22 protein-coding genes and 1 tRNA gene are annotated in these 20258 nt (G+C 61.1%); 13 read left to right on the top strand and 10 right to left on the bottom strand.

Translation table 11 applies throughout. The features are described 5' to 3' along the window. The first annotated feature begins 240 nt into the window (after window positions 1–240). Entirely contained in the window at window positions 241–1602 is a 1362-nt protein-coding gene (locus tag DP106_RS12565) for a hemolysin family protein (RefSeq protein ID WP_120085803.1), read from the top strand. A gap of 59 nt (window positions 1603–1661) precedes the next feature. Here DP106_RS12565 and DP106_RS12560 read toward each other — a convergent pair whose 3' ends face one another. The 4 genes from DP106_RS12560 to DP106_RS12550 are packed head-to-tail and all read right to left on the bottom strand — an operon-like array spanning window position 1662 to window position 4817. Further along, entirely contained in the window at window positions 1662–2843 is a 1182-nt protein-coding gene (locus tag DP106_RS12560; RefSeq protein ID WP_120085808.1) for an inorganic phosphate transporter, read from the bottom strand. A 33-nt stretch (window positions 2844–2876) separates the two neighbouring features. Beyond that, a complete protein-coding gene (locus DP106_RS15930) occupies window positions 2877–3023 on the bottom strand; it encodes a DUF7859 family protein (RefSeq protein WP_165857892.1) in 147 nt (48 codons plus the stop codon). A gap of 45 nt (window positions 3024–3068) precedes the next feature. After that, the gene (locus tag DP106_RS12555; RefSeq protein ID WP_120085801.1) at window positions 3069–3578 is read right to left on the bottom strand and encodes a metallophosphoesterase; all 510 of its coding nucleotides are present in this window, start codon (window positions 3576–3578) and stop codon (window positions 3069–3071) included. A 54-nt stretch (window positions 3579–3632) separates the two neighbouring features. After that, complete coding sequence (locus DP106_RS12550; protein WP_120085799.1) at window positions 3633–4817, bottom strand: CBS domain-containing protein; 1185 nt, start codon at window positions 4815–4817, stop codon at window positions 3633–3635. A gap of 104 nt (window positions 4818–4921) precedes the next feature. Here DP106_RS12550 and DP106_RS12545 point away from each other — a divergent pair, with 104 nt between their 5' ends. From DP106_RS12545 to DP106_RS12540, 3 genes are all read left to right on the top strand, one after another. Further along, a complete protein-coding gene (locus DP106_RS12545; RefSeq protein ID WP_120085797.1) occupies window positions 4922–7033 on the top strand; it encodes a DEAD/DEAH box helicase in 2112 nt (703 codons plus the stop codon). Between the two features lie 77 nt (window positions 7034–7110). Then, window positions 7111–7281 carry a hypothetical protein gene (locus DP106_RS15925; RefSeq protein ID WP_165857891.1) on the top strand — a complete coding sequence of 57 codons (171 nt, stop codon included), beginning with the start codon at window positions 7111–7113 and terminating at the stop codon, window positions 7279–7281. A 51-nt stretch (window positions 7282–7332) separates the two neighbouring features. After that, entirely contained in the window at window positions 7333–7617 is a 285-nt protein-coding gene (locus tag DP106_RS12540; RefSeq protein ID WP_120085795.1) for a DUF357 domain-containing protein, read from the top strand. Between the two features lie 24 nt (window positions 7618–7641). Here DP106_RS12540 and DP106_RS12535 read toward each other — a convergent pair whose 3' ends face one another. Beyond that, window positions 7642–8511, bottom strand: coding sequence for a CheF family chemotaxis protein (locus DP106_RS12535; protein WP_120085793.1), 870 nt, complete (start codon window positions 8509–8511; stop codon window positions 7642–7644). Between the two features lie 112 nt (window positions 8512–8623). Further along, on the bottom strand, window positions 8624–9007 hold the full coding sequence (locus tag DP106_RS12530; protein ID WP_120085791.1) for a DoxX family protein: 384 nt from the start codon (window positions 9005–9007) through the stop codon (window positions 8624–8626). Window positions 9008–9287: 280 nt separating this feature from the next. Between DP106_RS12530 and DP106_RS12525 the strand changes: the two genes are divergently transcribed. Further along, window positions 9288–9449: a hypothetical protein gene (locus DP106_RS12525; RefSeq protein WP_165857887.1), complete on the top strand. Its 162-nt coding sequence runs from the start codon at window positions 9288–9290 to the stop codon at window positions 9447–9449. A 115-nt stretch (window positions 9450–9564) separates the two neighbouring features. Here the strand turns inward: DP106_RS12525 and DP106_RS12520 are convergent. From DP106_RS12520 to DP106_RS12510, 3 genes are all read right to left on the bottom strand, one after another. Then, window positions 9565–9639 (bottom strand) — tRNA-Met (locus DP106_RS12520). 158 nt (window positions 9640–9797) lie between these two features. Next, a complete protein-coding gene (locus tag DP106_RS12515) occupies window positions 9798–11378 on the bottom strand; it encodes a response regulator (protein WP_165857890.1) in 1581 nt (526 codons plus the stop codon). A 242-nt stretch (window positions 11379–11620) separates the two neighbouring features. Further along, window positions 11621–12850, bottom strand: coding sequence for a mandelate racemase/muconate lactonizing enzyme family protein (locus DP106_RS12510; RefSeq protein ID WP_120085785.1), 1230 nt, complete (start codon window positions 12848–12850; stop codon window positions 11621–11623). 87 nt (window positions 12851–12937) lie between these two features. On the opposite strand from DP106_RS12510, the gene DP106_RS12505 reads away from it, so the two are divergent. Next, a complete protein-coding gene (locus DP106_RS12505) occupies window positions 12938–13873 on the top strand; it encodes a 1,4-dihydroxy-2-naphthoate polyprenyltransferase (RefSeq protein ID WP_120085783.1) in 936 nt (311 codons plus the stop codon). Next, window positions 13873–14916 carry an o-succinylbenzoate synthase gene (gene menC / locus DP106_RS12500; protein WP_120085775.1) on the top strand — a complete coding sequence of 348 codons (1044 nt, stop codon included), beginning with the start codon at window positions 13873–13875 and terminating at the stop codon, window positions 14914–14916. Before DP106_RS12505 ends, menC begins: the two co-directional genes overlap by 1 nt. 28 nt (window positions 14917–14944) lie before the next feature. Here the strand turns inward: menC and DP106_RS12495 are convergent, their stop codons facing one another. After that, on the bottom strand, window positions 14945–15379 hold the full coding sequence (locus tag DP106_RS12495; RefSeq protein WP_120085773.1) for a halocyanin domain-containing protein: 435 nt from the start codon (window positions 15377–15379) through the stop codon (window positions 14945–14947). A gap of 102 nt (window positions 15380–15481) precedes the next feature. On the opposite strand from DP106_RS12495, the gene DP106_RS12490 reads away from it, so the two are divergent. The 6 genes from DP106_RS12490 (at window position 15482) to DP106_RS12465 (ending at window position 20217) form a co-directional block, all read left to right on the top strand. Then, the gene (locus DP106_RS12490) at window positions 15482–15937 is read left to right on the top strand and encodes a DUF5799 family protein (protein ID WP_120085807.1); all 456 of its coding nucleotides are present in this window, start codon (window positions 15482–15484) and stop codon (window positions 15935–15937) included. A gap of 161 nt (window positions 15938–16098) precedes the next feature. Beyond that, a complete protein-coding gene (locus DP106_RS12485) occupies window positions 16099–17784 on the top strand; it encodes a methyl-accepting chemotaxis protein (protein ID WP_120085772.1) in 1686 nt (561 codons plus the stop codon). Beyond that, window positions 17784–18518, top strand: a complete 735-nt coding sequence (locus DP106_RS12480; protein ID WP_120085770.1) for a bacteriorhodopsin — start codon at window positions 17784–17786, stop codon at window positions 18516–18518. The genes DP106_RS12485 and DP106_RS12480 overlap by 1 nt, the downstream gene beginning before the upstream one ends. A 314-nt stretch (window positions 18519–18832) precedes the next feature. Beyond that, window positions 18833–19288 (top strand): hypothetical protein, encoded by a 456-nt coding sequence (locus DP106_RS12475; RefSeq protein WP_120085768.1) that lies wholly within the window; start codon window positions 18833–18835, stop codon window positions 19286–19288. Between the two features lie 96 nt (window positions 19289–19384). Continuing rightward, window positions 19385–19657 (top strand): ribonuclease P protein component 4, encoded by a 273-nt coding sequence (locus DP106_RS12470; RefSeq protein ID WP_120085766.1) that lies wholly within the window; start codon window positions 19385–19387, stop codon window positions 19655–19657. Between the two features lie 158 nt (window positions 19658–19815). Then, the gene (locus DP106_RS12465; RefSeq protein WP_120085764.1) at window positions 19816–20217 is read left to right on the top strand and encodes a response regulator; all 402 of its coding nucleotides are present in this window, start codon (window positions 19816–19818) and stop codon (window positions 20215–20217) included. The last annotated feature ends 41 nt before the right edge of the window (window positions 20218–20258 follow it).

The raw sequence follows: 20258 nt of genomic DNA, 5'->3' as shown, positions 1-20258 counted from the left end.
TGGTCAGCATTGAGTGTGTCGGTTGATTAGTTCTCATGGCGCGATTCCCGCCCGGTCGCCAGACTGCGTCTGGCGGGCAACCAGAACGCAGTTCTGGTGACGGCCTGAAGGCCGGGACTCCCTCGCTGACTTAGGTGGTGTCTCGAAAATCACCGCATGCGGACAGCTGGATTAATCCTGATAAGAGAACATGTACCGAGGACAACGCTTAATTCCGGGGCGGAGGAACGGTCACTGACAATGGGCTTATCACTTGTAGGCGTGTCTCTCGCCAGCGGGCTGCTCCAGCTGCCGGCCCTCAGCAAGACGGCGATCACCGGCCTCGGGATCACCGCTATCGTCCTGCTGATCGGCCTCTCGGCGTTCTTTTCGTCCTCCGAGATCGCCTTCTTTTCGCTTCCGCAACACCGCATCGAGTCGATGGTCGAGGAGGGGATTCCCAACGCTGAGACGGTCAAGGGGCTTAAAGAAGACCCACACCGGCTGTTGGTGACGATCCTCGTCGGCAACAACATCGTCAACATTGCCATGTCCTCGATTGCGACGGCGTTGTTCGGCATCTACCTCTCGCAGGGGCAGGCTGTGGTGGCGGCGACGTTCGGGATCACTGCCGTTGTTCTGTTGTTCGGTGAGAGCGCGCCAAAGTCCTACGCGGTCGAGAACACCGAGTCGTGGGCGCTCCAGATCGCCCGCGCGCTCAAGCTCTCGGAGTATCTGCTTTTTCCGCTGATCATCGTCTTCGACAAGCTCACGCGAATCGTCAACAAGGCGATGGGCAGCTCCTCGGCGATCGAATCGCCGTACGTCACCCGCGATGAGATCAAGGACATCATCGAAACCGGTGAACGCGAGGGCGTCATCGACGAGGAAGAACGCGAGATGCTCGAACGCATCTTCACGTTCAACAACACCATCGCCAAGGAGGTGATGACGCCGCGGCTCGACGTGACCGCCGTCTCACAGGGGGCCACCATCGAGGAGGCCATCGAGGCCTGTATCGGCCACGACCACGTCCGTGTCCCCGTCTATGACGGCAACCTCGACAACATCATCGGCGTCGTCAATGTCCGCGATCTGGTGCGTGAACACCAGTACAGCGAGGGTAAAAGCGATCTCACAGATATCGTTCAGCCGACCTTACACGTTCCCGAATCGAAAAACGTCGACGACCTACTGGCTGAGATGCAGGAAAACCGCCTCCAGATGGTTGTCGTCCTTGATGAGTTCGGGACGACCGAGGGGATCATTACGCTGGAAGATATGGTTGAGGAGATCGTCGGCGACATCCTCGAAAGCGACGAAAGTGAGCCGTTTACCCGGATCGACGAGCAGACAACCGTCGTCCGCGGCGAGGTCAACATCCACGAGGTCAACGAGGTACTCGACATCGACCTTCCGGAGGGCGAGGAGTTCGAAACGCTGGCCGGCTTCGTCTTCAACCGCGCCGGCCGACTCGTCGAAGAGGGCGAGACCTTCGAGTACGACGGCGTCGTCATCGAGATCGAGGAGGTCGACAGCACGCGCATCCTGAAAGCCCAACTCACCGTCACCGAGGAGTATCCGAAAACCGAACGCGACAACGAGCCTGAGCTGACGGAGTAGCCGTCTATGTTGAGAGCCGTTTTGCGGACGACATTCGGGAGCAACAGCCAAGCGGCGGGTTAGAGGACAAGTTGGACAGCAGTGTACACGACATAGCCGATGACGAACGCCGAGACCAGCGAGCCGACCCACGCCAACACCGTATACAACATCTTATCGCGGCTCACCCCGGCGTTGCCGGCGGCCAGCCCGCTGCCGACGATCGCGGAGACGATGATCTCGTTGAACGACACCGGGATGCCAAAGTAAACCGCGGTTTGGGCGATCGCAAACGACGGGATCAACGCCGCGATCGACCGCCGCGGCCCAAGCGAGGAGTAGTCCTGTGAGATGGCTTTGATCATCCGTGGCGCGCCGGTCCAGGAGCCGAGCAAAAGGCCAAATCCCCCGCCGACAAGGACGGCCCACAGCGGAATATTGATGCCACTCCCGAGCAGTGGCACCAGCGGTCCGATCGCTAAGCCGACCTGACTCCCGCCCGCCGAGAAGGCGACCAGGCCACCCAAAAACAGGAGGAAGCGCCGCTGGCCGGCCGCCCGATCCCGGTTCAGTGCGAGCCACAGCGTTGCCATCGCGGTGAGCGCGACGCCGAGTGTGGCAACGACAACACCGGCGGTCGTCGAAAGCCCGGTCGTCGCGCCAAGGGTGCCGGCGATCGAGCCCTGTTCGCCCGCCGGCCCGAGGAACGTAAAGCCGATGTTGGCGATCAGCGCGCCGACGACGCCGGCCAGCCCAGCGATGAGGCGATCCTCGTCGAAGCGATCCCCGCGGATGAGCCGGGCGATCGCATACGCGATCCCGCCACCGACAAAGGGTGTTAGCGTCCACAGCGTGAGGATTTCGGTGTACTTCCCCCAGGCGGGTGCACCGCCCATCGCCAACCCGACACCGACGACCGCGCCGGTGACGGTGAAGGCGGTGGCGATCGGATACCCCGCGAAGACGCCGAGGGCGACGAGAACCGCCGCGGTCAGTAGGCCGACGATCGCGGCCACGGCGGTCAGTGGCTCACCGATTATGAGTTCTCCCCCGACGGCCTCGGTGACGTTGGCCCCCTGCAGTACCGCCCCAGAAAACCCAAGCACGCCGACGATCAGGCCCGCCCGGAGAACGGAGATGGCATTCGCGCCGACTGCGGGGGCAAACGGTGTCGATCCCGACGAGCCCGCCCCGATCGCCCATGCCATAAACAGACTGGCCGCCGCGGCGACCGCAAACGTTGCCAGCGTTTCAACGCCGATCATGGAATGCTCCGGTGGTGTGTCTTGGCCACATTACTCCCGTCGTTGGCCATCACGATAGCCCTCTCGGAGTCCGAGGACGGTACGCCGCATGAGAAGATAGCCGAAAAAGACGAACGCTAGCAACACCGCGAGGATCCCCAACAACACGGGATCGGTGAGAAGCTCGGCGACAGTCATGATTTTCTCACCGCCGGCATGCCGCAAAGACGTTTCGGTCGGGGGCTATTCAGATAGCGTGAACGAATCGATCACGTAGTTGTTGGGGGTGACAAGCCGCCCTGATAGGCCGTCGTCGGTCGGTTCCAGTTCCGCGTGAGCTTTTCGATAGCCGCGGGGTTGGGCGTGGCTGCCGGGGTTGATGAGGGGCACCTCGCCGCCCGTGTCGACCCCGGGGTTGTGGCTGTGGCCGTAGATCACAGCGTCGGCGTCGCGTTCGCGGCCGAACAGCGTGAGTTCCGTGGGGCCGCCGCCAACGCGATGGGTGACCGCAAACCGGAATCCCTCGTATTCGACGGTACGGGTCTCTGGGAGCCGATCGCGGATTTCGCTGTCATCGTTGTTACCGTAGACCGCACGGAGGGTTTTGGCTTCGGCCTCGAAGGCGTCGAGTACCGCCGCCCGCATGAGGTCGCCGGCGTGGACGACAAGGTCAGCCTCCCGAACAGCCTGCAGCGTCCGGCCCGTCAGTTCGTGGCCGTGGACACTGTGGGTGTCTGACACGACAGTAAGCATACGCTTCACTCAGCTATGCAGTGGGGAAAAACTACCGTTGTCGACGAGTTCCACCTACCTGAGTGAGGGGATGTCAGCACCCGACGAGCCACCGATCACCGAGGTCGCATCCTCGCGGCTCTGAATGACGTCGAAGGCGGTCATCAGATCCGTCTTTGAGACGATGCCGATGAGATTCCCCGCCTCGTCGACGACGGGCAGCCGGCCGACACCGTGTTCCTGCATCGCCTGCAGGGCGGTGAAGGCGTCGGCGGTCGGGGCGATGGCCGTGATATCGCGTTCCATCACATCGCCGACGGTGTAGGCGTCGCGTTCGACCTCCGTGATCGAGCGGGCGTGATCTAATGTGACCATACCGATCAGCTCCTCGCGGCTGTCGACGACGGGGTAGCCGGTGTGACGTTCGGTCAACATCCGCGTCAACAGATCGCTGATCGTCGTCTCCGGGTCGACAACGAGCAGTTCCTGGCGTGCTGTCATGATATCACCGACGGTGACACCCTGGAACGCCGATTTCAGCACCGACTGCTGGGCCTCGCCGGAGGCGGCCATGTAAATAAAGAAGGCCAGCAGGATCATCAGTGGGCTGAACGCAAACAGCCCAAACAGGCCGAGTACAAACGCGAAGGTCTTGCCGACCTCGGAGGCAAGCTGTGTCGCTCGGGCGTGCGGGCGATTGCGGGCCAACAGCGCGCGTAGCACTCGGCCGCCATCCATCGGGAACCCCGGCAGCATGTTGAACACCGCGAGACCGACGTTCATCAACGCGAGGTAGCCAACGACGAAGCGAACCGGATCGAGGGCCGTCGGCAGCGTCTGAAAGACGACAAAAGCGATGCCGCCGAGCAGCACGCTGACAATAGGGCCGGCGATGGCGATGGTGAACTCCTGGTGCCAGTCTTCGGGGATCGCTTTGAAGCTGGCGACGCCGCCAAGCAGCCAGAGGGTAATCGAGTCGATCTCGACATCGTACCGCATCGCCATCAGCGAGTGGCCGAACTCATGGAGTAACACGCCACCAAAGAGGCCACCGGCGGCGGCTGTGCCGAGCAGCCACGGCGTCAGCCCGACGGTGAGGGGATCGCTGGCGATCGCACTCCCAAGGAGGTCGTTGACAAGTCCAGTCAGCCGGACGATGTCGGAGCCGATAATCCACGCAAAGATCGGGAGAATCAGCAGAAACGTCCAGTTGAGTTGAACGGGGATTCCGAAGAGCCGTCCAAGGCGAAGCCCACGCATAGCTGATAGTTGTCCGCTGTGGGTATTAAGCTGGCTTTCGCCGCGACGCCGGTTTCGGATGGCAAGCGAACCGCTCAAATAGGCCGCTGTCGTACTTACTGATCGTGTCCCAGCAGGCCGCCGCCGTCGAGACGTTGTTTCTGCATGCAGACGGCGATAGCTACCGCGTTGTCGCCCTCCGTGACAACGAGCGTGTGTTTCACGGGACGCTTGAGTGTAAGGAAACGCATGCTGGCCCGCGACCAGGGAAGTTTCGCACGAAGACCGGAAGTTCCGCCGAGCCCCGCGATCCCCAGGAGTTTGTCGATATCGCGCGGGCAGCGACCCGCATCCGGATCTCTCAACAAACCTCCGCGGAGGGTCGCCAAGAGCTCCAGGAACTCCTTGATGGCTACCAGCTCTCGGCGAAGGTCGTCCGCACCTGTCGGTACTGCGCCAACGACGGCGCGTACTCCCCGATCACCGAGGAAACCGCGATCAAAACCGACCGCGAGCATATCTGTCCGGACTGTGCCCGCGAGGAGCTAGAGCGCGAACTCGCCTACAAAGGCCAGTTCACCGGCCAAGCGCAAAAACGACTGGAGGACTTACTGCTTGAGGTGCAGGATCTCGACCGGATCGTCGATCTGCTGTCGGGAGAACTCGATCCCGATCTCACGAAGTTCGACACCATCAGCGCGACCGTCGACGACGTTGATCCCGTCCAGACGGCCGACCTCGGGCTTCACCCGCAGCTACAGTCGATGATCGAATCCCGGTTTGACGAGTTGCTGCCGGTGCAAAGTCTCTCAGTGCGCAACGGGCTGTTCGATGACGCGGAACGGAGTTCCGCGAACCATGCGAGCGGGCAACGCCCGCAAGCGAATGGCGACGACCAGCTCGTCGTCAGCGCGACGGCGACAGGCAAAACGCTGATCGGCGAACTCGCCGGGATCAACCGCGCGCTGAACGGCGAGGGGACGATGCTGTTTCTCGTGCCACTTGTCGCGCTGGCCAATCAGAAACACGAGGATTTCCGTGATCGCTACGGGCAGCTCGGTCTCGATGTGACGATCCGAGTCGGCGCGAGCCGGATCAACGACGACGGCACGCGGTTTGATCCCGGCGCGGATGTGATCGTCGGCACCTACGAAGGGATCGACCACGCCCTGCGGACAGGCAAGAATCTCGGCGACATCGGCACCGTCGTCATCGACGAGGTGCACACCCTCAAAGAGCCGGAACGCGGCCACCGCCTCGATGGCCTCATCTCGCGGCTGAAATACTACTGTGCGGAACGGGCCGACACACGGGACGACTACCGCGGCGCGCAGTGGCTCTACCTCTCGGCGACCGTCGGCAACCCTGAGTGGCTGGCCAAGCGACTCGGTGCGACGCTGATCGAGTTCGAGGAACGGCCCGTCCCGATCGAACGGCACGTCACCTTTGCTGATGAGCGCGAGAAACTTCGGTTGGAGGACAAGCTCGTCAAACGCGCCTTCGATCAGAAATCCTCGAAGGGCTACCGCGGGCAGACGATCATATTCACCAACTCGCGGCGACGCTGTCATTCGATCAGCCGAAAGCTGGGGTACGATTCCGCCCCGTATCACGCCGGCCTCGACTACAAAAAGCGCAAACAGGTCGAAGGCGAGTTCCTCGATCAAGACCTGTCAGCGGTCGTTACCACCGCCGCGCTGGCTGCTGGCGTCGACTTCCCGGCCTCACAAGTGATCTTTGATTCGTTGGCGATGGGGATCGAGTGGCTCTCTGTCCAGGAGTTCAGCCAGATGCTCGGGCGGGCGGGCCGCCCCGACTACCACGACAAGGGGACGGTCTACATGCTGATCGAACCCGACTGCACCTACCACAACTCCATGGAGATGACCGAAGACGAGGTGGCGTTCAAACTCCTGAAAGGCGAGATGGAGGATGTGCGAAACGTCTACGATCAGGCCGCTGCCGTCGAGGAAACCCTGGCCAACATCACCGTCGCCGGCGAATCAGCCAAGCGACTCAACGACCGGATGCTTGGTGAGATCGACACCAAACGGGCGGTCGGAAAGCTACTTGAGTGGGCGTTCATCGACGGACTCGAACCGACCCAGATGGGTCGAGCGGTCACCCGACACTTTCTCTCGCCGGATGACGCCTTCCGGCTGTTGGATGGGATCCGAGATGGGCTGTCGCCATATGAGATCGTCGCCGAACAGGAGTTGGCCGACGAGGAGCTGTAGGTGTGTGACAAACCGTCAGTAAAACGCGCGTCGAACCGATAGCCGGACTTTTGTGTCTCACAGCCGATCAACGAGCTATGCTACATAACCCGATATTTCGATGGGGTGTCGGCCTCTCCGGTGCGGTCGTCGTCGCCGCTGTCTCGTACTTTTTTCTTACTGGAACCGTCCAGCTCGTTGCCTATGGGATCGCCGCATTCGATGGGGTTATGACGCCGCTAGTGCTGAAGCGGGCTGCCGCGGAGTGACGGCAGCCGCTCGGCCGAACGGCTTTCCGACTGGCCGGCGAGACGGCGGATATGGCTGCTGACCTTGATGAAAAAACGGATCGCTACGAGCAGATGTTGGCTGATGCGTTGGCGGCGGCGACGATACGGCCGCCGGTCGGAACGCCGTGTGGCGAGGCTGCCGCCGACTGTCAGGAGATGGCCGAATCGTATCTGCGCGATGGGCGACACTTCCGGGCGGCTGACGACCCAGTCAACGCCTTGGCTGCGTTTTCCTACGGCTACGGCTGGCTCGATTGTGGCGTTCGAATGGGGCTGTTTTCGGTGCCTGACGACACCGAACTGTTCACGATGTGAGTGTGTGACGCGGTGTGAGCCGGGTTACTCGTTGACCGATTCCAGTTGTTCGGTGACGACGATCTCACCGCGAGAGGTGAGATAGAGGACGCCCTCCTTTTTTGTGACCAACTCCTTTTCGAGCAGGTGCGTGGCGACAGTCTGTGTGTCGGTGTCGTCATCGGTGACGATCCCGTCCAGCGACGCATTGCCGCCGGCACTGTACAGTGAGATGAGGGCTTGGGTTTCGGTATCGCTGACCTCGGTCTGTCGTACGTCGTCGACCACCTTGCTGTAGTTGAGTCGGACAAACTGACTCAGAAAGGTGAGCTTCCGCTTGCTAAGGAGCGAAATATAGGTCGTCAGCGTTGTGCTGCCGGCGGCGTGATCAAGGATCAATGTCGGCCGAGCACGATCCATCAACTCCCGTTGTTCGTGTTCAAACCCAATCACAGCTTCGACGTTGATGCGGGCGGTTGTGTCGTCTGCGCTGAGTTCGATCGCTGACTCAGAAAGATCTAGAAGCATCTTTCTCGCCGGCGCGTTGGTCACCCGACCGCCGCGTTTGGCGGGATGTTTGGCGATAACGGTCTGTTTGCCAATCAGGAGCTTGAACAGCAGCGTCCGAAACTTGGCGATCGTCTCCGGGCTACCGCCGATGATCGCCTGCCGGCGATTTCCGTTTCGCTCGTAGGCGATCGCGATCGCTTCCGCAAGAAACTGTGAGACGCTGTCAGCGACCGACCCGGGGTTTGTGCTAACGATCGTCGAGAGAAAGATGGTCTCTTTGCCCTCGCCTGTTACGAGCACCAACTGTTCGCGGTTGAGAAGTACACGTCCTTTGACAGGTTTGAGCTGCTCGATATCCTCGGTGAGGAGCTTTCCGGTGAAATCCGCGACAACCTCCTCACTCATAACTTACCCATTATCGAACATGGTATTGTATATTTCGGATCAGCCGATGATGTATTTAGCTCGATGCGCCCGCTGTCAACAGCGACAGTGTTGGCACAACGGCCACACGTCGCTATCGGTTGTATGCCGCTCGAAGAAATGCCAGGGCCGCCCCGAACATAGCGAGATTCCCGAAGAAGGCCAGTCGCTCACCGCTTTTGTCGTCAGGCTCAGCGTTCCAGAAGTCGTGCATCGTCGGCGTCACCACCGCCAGAAACGTCGCCACCGCGCCGGTCGCCAGCCGCGGGAACCGCCAGAGGGCTGTCCCGAGCCCACCGACAACCATCATCCCGGAGGCAAACGGAGCCGACAGCTCCGGTAACGGCACGTCAGCGGAGTCGGCATACTCGATCGTCTCATCCATCTCGCGGAAGTCCTCGGTTGCTTGGAGGGCAACGCCAAGACCGAACAACACTCGCCCCAGCGTCGAGAGGCTGTCAGTAGTATCTGATTCCATGATAGTATCTCACAGGCGGTAGACACCACGGGGATATAAACGCCAAGGTCTCTCAGCGCACAGTGAATTCTCAATGGTTGATTACAACGGTCTTAAACGCCGAATAATACGCTATTTCTTTCGTTTAAATGCAGAGATACAGCTGATATCAATTCAAAATACACTAGACAGCCAACGAATGATCAGTACCGAAAAGGCGTATATACGTGTCGCTGTACCATACAACTGCCCATACGACGCTATGAGACACGATTACGACCTGCCGCCCGACTGGGCGGCTATGACCGACGAGGAGAAATCCCGCTGGATGACCCAAGAACGCTGCCGCCGACAGGCCCAGCGACAACAGACACCTGCCGCAGCCGCTGTGGACGCCGAATCCGAACGTGTCGAACGGAAGCTTGAGGCTCGTGGCTACGCGCCGGTGAAGCAGTTGCGGTAGTGGATCGTCGACCCACTCGGCGTTTTTGTTGGTCTAACTTGGTCTTCGAAACCCGTAGCAGCAACGCCGTGAGACAACAGACTACGATAGTCGGTTGATAACGTGTGGTGAGAAGTAGCGGGAAGTAGATTTGAACTACCGGTCTCCGGGTTATGAGCCCGGCGGAATCTCCTGGCTATCCCATCCCGCTACCAAAGATGATGCCACAGTTACGGTTAAGCGTTATGATCGACTCGCAGTATGGCAGTTTTCGACGATGTGTGGTGGTGTCATGAATCATCGATAGTCGACCAGTCGCGTCGCTCGGTTGCTGCTGACACGCTCGTTTTCGCCGGCGGTGTGCGCCGATCAGTTGCCTTCCAGATCGACGCCGGCAGAATCGACCGTTAGGATGTGATCGAACAGCGGTTTGAGCGTGTTCACATCCTGTGGGTTACTGGCTGAAGGATTGACAAAGAAGGAGCTGACCGCGCCGCCGGTACTCAGTTTGCCGAGGAAGATGTGAAGAAATCGGAAGGTGCCCTCAACAGATTTGTACCGGAACAGTACATCGAGGGGGTCGAGTGCAACGCTGATTCCACCATCGAGGGCCTGCCAGTCGTCTAGCGTTTTCGTTGAGAGGATGCCGAGCCGTGTCACGTCGTTGGGGTTGTTAATGGTAACAACCTCGACAGTGTCGCTGACGGCGTTCGGCACCGTCTGCGAACAGCCGACGGTGATGACTTTGACCCGCTGGGCGGCTTCAGCGATCGCGGCCAGCCGATCGGTGTTCATCGACCGGTACTGGATCAGGAGGATGTTGCGGTCGCTTGGTTCGGCCACGCCGAGGAGATCCTCCCGGGCGTCGTGTTTGCGGCCATCCTGTGAGCCACATTGCACGAGAACCGTCGTTCCCGGGGAGAGATCAAGTCCCGGCGGGCGGTGGTAGCCATCGGTGGCTTCCCACTCGATGTCGGTTGGGGCTGATTCAGGGGTCGCTGTAGCAGTGTCTGGCTCAGGGGTCGCCGCGGTATCCGGTTCGGGTGTCGGCTCCTCGGTTGCTGCCGCGCCGTCAGTCATCGCTGGCTCACTCGTTGTCGAGGCGGAGCCACCGGCTGTCTCGGGGGGTGCCGTCTGGGGGTTTCCGTGGGTGTCGGTACCACCCGTTGGATCGATGGTTTCGGCCATCGCCGCAGCCGATTCGGTCGCTGGCTCGTCGCTATCGCCGATGATCTCGGCGAGCAGCGTGATCAGCTCTTCTTTTGGGAGTGCTCTGAGGTGATCGATGTCCAGATCGGAGACAGCAAGATCGTCGCTTGCGCCGTTGGTGGCTGCCGTTGTTGTGTCCTCAGGGGCCATCGCACCGGCTGCTGTGTCGGCTGCATTGTCGTTAGTCGTTGTCCCACCAGCCGGTGTGTCGGTGGCCGTTGTCGTCTCGGTTGTCTCAGCACTCGCGGTCTCACCTGTGGTAGCGGCTGCGGCGGTCGGTATCGACGAGGGTGACCCGGTTGGGCCCGGGTTGGCATTACCGCCGTCCGCCCCCGACGGCATCTCCTCGGTGACCGTTGCCGGCTCGGTCGTTAGCTCGCGGATCCGATCGACCAGCGGCTCGTAGGAGAGTTCGATCATCGATCGGGGGAAGAGGTCGGTCGCACCGGAGTTGAAGGCGTCGCGGGCGATCTCCTCGGGTTCGTCGTCGATCAGGAGAATCACCGGGAGTGAGCCGTGTTCCGAGCGCACGTACGATAGCAGATCGAGGCCGTCATCGTCGCCGAGGCGAAACTCGCTGATGACACAATCGATGTCGTGGCTTTCAAGCGCTGCTTGTGCGGTAGCCACGCCACTGGCGGGATGGGCCTCAAACTCGTAGCCCGATGAAAGCGTCTCAGCCCGGGACGCTGCCGTGTCGGCAGTATCATCTACATACAGTAGTTGTGGCACCGCAGGCATGGATTGTATAGTAGACTCCCAAAGTATAAAATTCATCGATCTATCCGTCCATTTCACCAACAGGAAGGCCGAAACAGGCGATGGCAACTGTGCTAAGTGATCAATAGACATCGATCGGCGGCGTGTGAGCCTGAGTCGCGCTACTCAGTCGAACAGCACAGCTCAGAGAATCACGGACTCGACTTCGCTCCGCTCAGTCGAACGACGCAAATGTGAAGTTTGCTGGCTCGACTTCGCTCCGCTCAGTCGAACAACGTCTCGCCGTCGACCATGTGTTCCGCAACGGCGTCCATGTCGAGTGTAACACCGAGGCCCGGCTTCTCGGGGATCTCGATGTAGCCTTCCTCAATTACGTCTTCCTCGACGAGATCCGCCCACCAGCCGAGTTCGTAGCTGTGGTACTCGACGGCCAGGGAGTTCGGGATCGCCGCGCCGACATGCGCACTCGCCATCGTCGCCACCGGCGAGGAAACGTTGTGCATGGCAACCGGGATGTAGTACTGGTTGGCCACGTCGGCGATCTTTCGGGTCTCACGCATGCCACCGACTTTCGGCAGGTCGGGGGCGATGATGTCGACCGCTTGGTTCTCGATCAGGCGTCGCTCCTCGGTGACGCGGTAGCGGTTTTCGCCGACGGTGATCGGCGTGACGGTGGATTTGGTGACCTCCTCTTGAACCGCCAGATTCTCCGGCGGGACGGGGTCTTCGAGCCACCACACATCGTACTCCTCGATGGCGTCGGCGAGGCGTTTCGCGCTGCCGCCGGAAAACGTCCAGTGGCAGTCGAAGGCGACATCGGCGCGATCCTTCACGCGCTCGCTGACGGCTTCAACAATCTCAGCTTTGTGCCGAATTTCGCCGGGGCGCAGATGGCGGTTTGCGCGATCCTTTTCGAGGCCCGATGGCACGTCGAGATCGAATTTCAGTGCGTCGTAGCCGAGTTCCTCGACGACGCGTTCGGCCTCGTCAGCACAGGCCTGTGGGTCGGCCTCGTCGGCGGTGTGACAGTCACAGTACACCCGCACCTCGTCGCGGTACTTGCCGCCCAGCAGTTGGTAGGCCGGTACGTCGAGAATCTTGCCAGCCAGATCGTGCAGCGCGATCTCGATGCCCGCGATGGCGGTGACAGTGACGCCTTCGATCGTGCCCTCACCGGACATCTTCTGGATCAGATGCTCATAGAGCCGGTCGATATCAAGCGGGTTCTCGCCGATGACAAACGGTTTCATCCGCTCGATAAGCTCAGGGACACCCGCACCCCAGTAGGCCTCGCCCGTGCCAACGACGCCGCTATCGGTGTACACCCGGACGAGTGTCCACGGGAAGTTGCCGTCGATCATCGTTGTCTGCACGTCGGTGATCTCGACATCGCGGTCGCCGCCGCGGCTGGCGGTGACGCCCATCGTCTCGCCGGACAGCTCCCGCATCGTATATTCGGCGTTCGGGTCGTGTAAGGAGTCGTAATCGACCATGTGTCGGCGTTAGTGTCCACTCGTAAATAGTCTCCTCACCTGCGATCAAATAGCAACATTCAGGCACGCGCCGGCCCCAACACCGTCATGAGCGGTACGGAACTCTCACGCCGGCAGGCCTGGGTCGCCGCTGCCCGCCCACAGACACTACCAGCGGCGGCCGCCCCCGTGATCGTCGGCGTTGGCCTCGCCATCCACGACGGCGTTGCTGCCGTCGCCCCCGCAGTTGCCGCCTTCGTCGGCGCGGCACTCATCCAGATCGGCACCAACTTCGCCAACGACTACTACGACGCGATCCAGGGCGCCGACACCGACGACCGCGAGGGATTTACCCGTGTGACACAGGCCGGCCTCATCGAGCCGGGGCAGGTCAAAGCCGCGATGTATCTCACCTTCGGGGCTGCCGTCGTCGTCGGCAGCTATCTCGTCTATGTTGGTGGGGTTCCGATTCTCGTCATCGGCCTGCTGTCAGTGATCTCCGGGATCGCCTACACCGGTGGCCCCTATCCGTTGGGCTATCACGGCCTCGGCGACCTCTTCGTCTTCGTCTTTTTCGGCGTCATCGCCGTCGCCGGCACCTACTACGTCCAAGCCGCAGCCGTCCTCGCCGCGCCGCTGGCAACGACGATTCCGCCTGGGACGATCACGCTTGAAGCGGTCGTCGCCAGTCTCCCGATCGCGGCCATCTCGACGAACATCCTCGTCGTCAACAACATCCGTGATAAGGCCGAAGATGAAACGACGGGCAAGCACACGTTGGCCGTCCGGTTCGGCTACGGCTTTAGCCGCGCGGAGTACATCGGCCTGCTCGCTGTGGCGTATATCGTGCCGATCTGGTTGTGGCTGGCGGCAGATTTCTCGCTGGGTGTGTTGCTGCCGCTGGTCACGCTGCCGGTCGCCATCCGTGTCGCTGAGACGGTTCGAACTGAAACGAGTGGCGCGGTGCTGAACCCCGCACTGGAGACGACCGGGAAGCTGTTGGCTGGCTACGCACTGCTGTTCGGCGTGGGGTTGGCGATCTGATGTGGGTTGAGTCGTTCAGTCTTGATCTCGATTCGCCGCTACACACGGCTCGTGGCCGGATCACCCAGCGGCGTGGATTTCTTGTCGGTATTGACGCCGAAGGCGTCGCCGGTATCGGTGAAGCCACCCCGCTGGCTGGCTGGACCGAATCGCTCAACGACTGTCGAGACGCAGTTGAAGCGGCCGAGCCGACGCTGCCTGCGACTGCCCCCGATCCGGCGACGACACCGGCGGCCGCCCATGCTGTCGAACTCGCCCGTCTTGATAGGCGCGGTCGGGAGCAGGAAACCCCGTTGGCGACGATGCTTCGGCAGGAAGCCTTCGGCGTCGACGCTGCCCCGATTTCCCAACAGGTGCCGGTGAATGCAACCATCGGCGACGGAACGGTTGACGCAACCGTCACGGCTGCCCAAGAGGCAATCGCCGGCGGCTCAGAGTGCCTGAAGCTCAAGGTCGGTACCCGATCGCTTGATGCCGACATCGAACGCGTCCGTGCTGTCCGCGAGGCTGTCGGCGACGAGATCGCGCTCCGTGTCGACGCCAACGGCGCGTGGGCTGTTCCAACCGCCGAGCGGGCTATCGACGCGTTCGCCACGCTCGATGTTGCCTACGTCGAACAACCGTTGGCCGCGGACGACCTCGACAGTCACCGCGAACTTCGCGGCCGCGGAGTCGACATCGCGCTCGATGAATCGCTGGCGTCGGCGTCTGTTTCGGCCGTTCTCGATGCCGACGCAGCCGATGTGGTGATCCTCAAACCGATGGCTCTCGGCGGCCCGTTGCAGGCAACACAGGCCGCCGCTGCCGCCCGGGAGGCCGGTGTCGACCCGGTGGTGACGACGACGATCGACGCTGTTATCGCTCGGACGGCCGCGGTGCACGTCGCGGCGGCAATCCCCGCTGTCGGCCCCTGTGGGCTGGCGACAGCCTCGTTACTCGCCGACGATCTGGCCGCCGATCCGGTCACACTCGATTCGGGAACCGCAAGCGTCCCGATCGGCGGCGGGCTCTGTGGCGATGGGTTCAGCTCTGTGCGCCGCTGAGCAGACTCCGGTGGCTGTCGCTCGTTGATTATGACTCGACAACCTCAATGACGCCGAGCATGCCCTGGGTTTGGTGTGGGGTACAGTAGTATTTGTACACGCCCGGCTCCGTGACAGTGTACTCGAAGGTGCTGCCAGCTTCAAGATAGTAGTCGCTCTCGAAGGCCCCGTCGTTGTCGACGACGTTGTGACTGCTACCACGACCAGTCCACTCCCAGGTGACTGTTGTGTCCGGGCTAACCTGGACGGCAGCTGGATTGAACGCGTATGGGCTTGGTGCGCCCACCTCGATCGTTGTCGTCGCTGTACCGGTACGGTCGACCACTGCCTCAAAGTTGTTCGCACCGTCGAGCCACCCGTCGTAGGGGCTCGGTGTGTCGCTGCCGCCCGCACAGCCGGCGAGTCCGGCGGCAACTCCGCTGGCGGTGAGTGTAAGTACGCGTCTCCGGGTCGGTGTGTGCATGGCTAAACTGACTGCTGCGGGCGCATTAGTGATGCGTTTGTCAGCGATGCCGACCCTGCTGGCGGCGGCAGGCTAAAACCGTCGCCGATGCAACACAACAGCATGAGTGAGTGGCAAGACCTGATCGTTGGCGCTCGAATGGCGGTGGATCAGGCGTTCACTGATCGTGTGCAGGCATCCGAGTTCACAAATCAGGAATGGGGGTTGATCATGACCGCGACCGAGCTCGATATCGAGCGTGCCGACGACCCAGAGGCTGCCCGGCTTGTTGCTGACACCGAAGCCATCGAGTCGATTCTCCCCGAGTTGGAGCAGGTTCGCTCACAGCGGGGGCAGGTCGCTGGCGGGGGTGAGGCGTCAAACGATAGCAGCGGTGTCGTCGACTCGATCAAGAGCGCGCTCGGGCTTGATGATGACGACGATGCGGTTGACCAGGCAAAGGTGGCTGCCGCTGAATCCCTCGCCCAGGAGTACGCTGAAAAGCTACAACAGCATCTCGAATCGAACGATGAATTCGAGCGCGTGCGACGCGCTTACACCGACAAGACAGGGTCGTAATCGCATACCCCTGTGTGAGGCCAGTTAGGGGTAGAACCAAGCGCTCTCGGCTGTCGGTCACGGTGTCAACTTCGCAGCCTATATTAAACGGGAATCAGCCCTCGTGGTTCCCCTTTCAACAAAGTCCGTACATATAGGTGGCTACAGGACAATGTAAACACATGAGCAACACTCAGTCAACTAACCCTATTCGTGACAGTTATGCCACGAAGCTAACGCTCTCATTGGTAGGGGTTGTCGCTCTTGCAACCGGGGCTGGTGTCTTGGTTTACTTCCAAGCCCGTTCGTTGTTCGGAGCAGAGGCCGGTGTAATCGGTTCAAGTATTCTCGGATTGATCTTGCTGACCGTGATCAGCCTCGCGCTGATCGGTGTGACGATCGGTAGCAACACGATCATCGCACTGCGGCGGTTGACAGAGAAGGCCGATCAGATGGCCGACGGCGATCTTGATGTCGACCTCGAGACGACCCGCACGGATGAGATCGGACAACTACATCAGGCATTTGATTCGATGCGTGGCTCGCTACAGGAGGAGATCTCGGCGGCTGAAAAGGCTGAGGCCGATGCACAGGCGGCTCGCGAACAGATGGAACAGCGAGCCGACCGGGTTGAACAGAAAGCCACAGAGTACGAGCGGGTGATGCAGGCAGTCGCCGACGGCGATCTCACCCGGCGCGTCGATCCTGACACCGACAACGAGGCAATGCAGCAGGTTGGGATCGCGTTTAATGAAACGATCGACGAGCTTGAGCAGACACTTGGTGATGTGATGGCGTTCGCCGATGAGGTCGAGACCGCTGCCGCTGGCGTCGACACCAATGCTGAACAGCTTTACGAGGACAGCAGCGGTGTCTCAGCGGCCGTCGAGGATATCTCTAATGGGGCTCACAAGCAGACGAAGAATCTCCGGGATGTGGCCGAGGAGATGGACGGGCTTTCGTCCGGTGCCGAGGAGGTTGCAGCGACGGTTGATACCGTTGCTGAGACAACCGAGCAGGCAACCGAGGCCGGCACCGAGGGTGAGACCGCCGCTGCCGACGCCATCGAACAGATGGACGCTGTTGAGTCGACGACCAACGAGACCCTAGAGGATATCGAGATGCTTGACGAGGAGATGGCTGAGATCGGTGACATCGTCGATATGATCAGCGAGATCGCCGAACAGACGAACCTGCTGGCGCTCAACGCCTCGATCGAGGCGGCGCGGGCCGGCCAGGAGGGCTCCGGCTTTGCGGTTGTCGCCGAGGAGGTCAAGAGCCTAGCTGAGGAGACCAAGGATGCCGCCAGCGAGATCGAGGGCCGCATCCAGCGCGTCCAAGAGAAAACCGGCGAAGCCGTTGCCGGGATGGATGAAACGAGCGTCCGTATCAGTCAGGGTGTTGAGACCGTTGAGGGGGCCATCGACCAGCTCAACGATGTTATCGAGTACGTCGAGGAGATCGACGGCAGCATGACCGAGATCAATCGGACGACCGAAGAGCAGGCTCGCGCGGCAAACTCGGTTGTCGAGATGATCGATGAGGTCGCCGAGATCAGTGAGACGACGACCGAGACCGCAGACAGCGTCACCGAGACGGCCGACGCCCAACAGCAGACGCTCCAGACCGTCGAGTCTTCGGCGACGCAACTGCGCTCGCAGGCCGCAAAGCTGCGAGAGGCGCTTGACCGCTTCGAGGTTGACACCGCGTCGACTGGCGGTGGCAACCTCGACGCGTCGGCGTCGCCGACGCCGGGCCGTGATCTATCGCCGACTGCGTCGGCAACCCCCGATGCGGCAGCGACCGATGGCGGCCACGAGACGGACAGCGAGGAGACGAACAACGGTTTCAATTTCGGTGATCACTAATGTTACTCTCAGCAGCCAGTTGGGCGGCAGTCGGCGCGGTTGTACTGGGGCTTGGAACGATCCCATCAGTATACTTCGCGCTTCGTGACGAACGGAATCAAAAATACTACGCCGTGCTTGCGGCGATCACGGGGATTGCGTCGCTTGCATACGCGTTTACCTCCACCGGGATCGGAACGATATCGGTAAATGGTGCAGTGTTTTACACATCACGCTACGTCGATTGGCTGTTGACGACGCCGCTGTTAATCCTCTATCTGACAATGCTGTGTAAGCCAGGGAAACAGCTGTACGCGCTGTTACTCGGTCTTGATGTGGCACTGATCGGGTTGGGTATCGTCGCCATCTTCACCGAAGGTGTGTTGTCACTGACGCTGTTTGGCCTCGGTGCCGCGGCCTATGTGGCGTTGGCCTACCTACTGGTGAGCGAACTGCCGGATCGGGCGTCCTTCGCCAGTGAGAGAGTCGGCATCGTCTTCGCCAAACTCCGGAACGTGACGGTCGTCCTCTGGACGCTGTATCCGGTTGTTTGGCTGCTTGCACCGGTTGGGTTCGGGCTGATGACCCCGGGCACTGAGATGATGGTGATCGTCTACCTCGATGTGATCACGAAGGTTGGCTTCGCCATCCTCGCGCTGATGGGCCACGACGCCCTCGACGATATCACCGACCAGTCGCTCACCGTTAACACCGAAGAATCGGAGTCGTCGACGTCGGCCGAGCTCGTCAGCTAACAACCGTTATTTTCAGCGGTACTCAGCGACGGGTGGCTGTTGTGCCACTCAGAAACTATCGCCGACAGAGAGAGCGGACAGTCGATCACCTGCTGCTTCAGGACTCCGTTCATTGGGCTCACAACACTCCAGAGGCTCGCTGTGTGCTTTGTCGCTTACTCGGGTTATCGGGTGGTTGTGTTGGCCGAGATTATCGACTCCCCAGAGCGTGCTGAGTAACGATGTTCATCCCCCCGGTTACATCGATCATTGACAGCAAGTCTGTGTGGTCTAAACCAACAACCGTTTTCCGTGCTCCGCGCGAACGCGGAGCCATGACAGACGACGAGGAATCCACACCGGATGCCGAGGAGCCTGAGGCCCCAGACCAGCCCGACGCCGCGGACGGCGACGATGAAGAGAAATCCTTCCGTGAACGCGTCGAGGAGATCCGCGAGAAGCGGCAACAGGAACGCGAGGAGGGCGGCGAAGGCCAACCAAGTCCAGAGGAGATGATGGGCGGCGGTGGCGGCCCGGGCGGTATGGGCGGCGGTGGCATGGGTGGCGGCGGTGGCGGCGGTGGCGGCAACCCCTTTGCCCAGATGATGAGCGGGATGATGGGCGGCGGTGGCGGCCCGGGCGGCATGGGCGGCGGCCCGCCGGGGATGGATGGTGGCGAGGAGTCGTCCAACGACAACGAACAACTCGTCCGTGAAATCCGTCAGCTCCGCGATGAGGTGCGAGATGCCAACCGCGAGCTACGCCGGATCGCCGACGCCCTCGAAGACTAAGCTGTGCTCGCTGGGAGCCTCGTTTCAACAGCAAGTGGCCGCAGCTTCGCGGTGGGTCGCAACACCTAACACGTTCTCGGCTCCGAGATACCGACAGTGAGTATCGCCGCCGAACGCATCGAGCGACTGTTTGCTCTCGCCAAGCAGGCGACCGCTGACGGCGAGTTCGACCGCTCACGAGAGTACGTCCGACGAGCCCGTCGTATCGCCGAGCGAAACCGCTGTGGGCTGCCGCGGGCGTTCAAGCGGTTTACCTGTCCGCGGTGTGCGGTCGCCCTCCGACCGGGTGTCAACGCACGTGTCAGGCTGCAGGATGGCCATGTCGCCATCAGCTGTGACTGTGGCAAAATCAAGCGATACCCATACTGATCGGCGAACGCAAGGATCGCGACGCCGAGTTATGATGATAGTGTGACAAGAACGCATGCTGTGAGTCAGCGGGCCAGCGGCTGCGGTCGCTTGTGCTGTCACCAAACGGATACGATTGACATACAATTATTAATCAGTAGCAACCAGAGTCGATAGCAATGGCAGCACCGCATGTGCTCCTCGTAGAAGACAGCGATTTCATGGCGACCCGGGTCGCCGAGACGCTGGAGGAGATCCACGGCTTCTACGTGACGACCGTCAACACGGCCGATGAGGTCGACTCGGCACTCACGGAGTACGACGATATCGAATGCATCGTAACGAACTACGAACTGCCGGAGACAAATGGGGTCAAACTCGCCGCCTCGATCAACGGCCGAACCGAGGAGCCAGCGATCCCGGTCATCATTCTCACCGGCAAAGAGCTCGAACCGATCGCCAGCGACGCGATCCGGGCCGGTGTCACCGAGTTCGTCTACAAGGGCGACCACGCAACCGGCGAGATGGATGTCCTCGCCAATCGGATCAGCCTCGTTTTGAAGGCCTACAGCGACCGCTGATCACTCAAGTAGGGATGGAACCCGTAGGCTTTTGTTGATTC

It is taken from the genome of Halonotius pteroides, from assembly GCF_003605635.1.
GTDB classification, from domain to species: Archaea; Halobacteriota; Halobacteria; order Halobacteriales; family Haloferacaceae; genus Halonotius; species Halonotius pteroides.
This window is presented reverse-complemented; position numbering and strand designations above follow the sequence as displayed.